General features: G+C 26.8%; 1 protein-coding gene. It reads left to right on the top strand.

The genetic code is table 11. From position 1 onward, the window contains the following. Positions 1-281 precede the first annotated feature (281 nt). Complete coding sequence (locus ACQYZ7_RS16685; RefSeq protein ID WP_430730837.1) at positions 282-722, top strand: hypothetical protein; 441 nt, start codon at positions 282-284, stop codon at positions 720-722. Positions 723-724: the final 2 nt, after the last annotated feature.

Below are 724 nucleotides of genomic sequence, written 5' to 3'. Positions count from 1 at the left end.
TATGATTAAAGGCTCTATTATTAAACAGAGTTACCCTAAAATTTAAAATAAGATGCGTTACTTTTTAATATTTTTTATACTTGTTTTATTTGCTAAGTGTTCTTCTGTTCCCAAAGAGTATTTATTAAATGATGATATATGTTATTATAATAATTCTGTTTTTAAAATTTCCAATGAAGAGTTTAATTTTGATATAGAAAAACACTTCAAAGAAATAAAAAGGCAAACTAAAGTTATTACAGATACTCCATTACAAAATATACGTTTCATTATGTGGGAGGATGGAGAGATTACAAATAAACAAACAAACAAACAAACAATTAAAAATAAGTAAATGGATAGACTATAGAAAGGATGGCTCGATAAAAAGTAGTCAATTTATATACCTCAATGGTAATAAGCCTGTTTTTAAAGAAACCCACTACAATGAACAAGGAAATATTACTAAAGTAATCGACTACGAAAAAGGCTATAACATTTGTTGGGCAGAGGCTATTGCAATAGTGAAAAAAATAGCTAAAAAGGACATTGAAAAATATGAAGTAACAGGGTTTAATTTATCACACAATAATTTAAATGAGTTTCCTAATGTAAAACCCGAGTGGCAAGTTACATTAGATGGAAATGAAGAATACAAGTTAAAGGGTGTTAAGGTATATAGAATAGATGGAGTTACTGGTAAATTTTTGAGAATTACAAAAATTACTACTTCTTATGATTAAAG

Source organism: Tenacibaculum sp. SDUM215027 (genome assembly GCF_050566205.1).
GTDB lineage: Bacteria > Bacteroidota > Bacteroidia > Flavobacteriales > Flavobacteriaceae > Polaribacter.
This window is presented reverse-complemented; position numbering and strand designations above follow the sequence as displayed.

Excerpts from the sequence above, each read along its gene's own strand:
- ACQYZ7_RS16685 (WP_430730837.1), top strand. The coding sequence starts at position 282 with ATGGAGAGATTACAAATAAACAAACAAACAAACAAACAATTAAAAATA.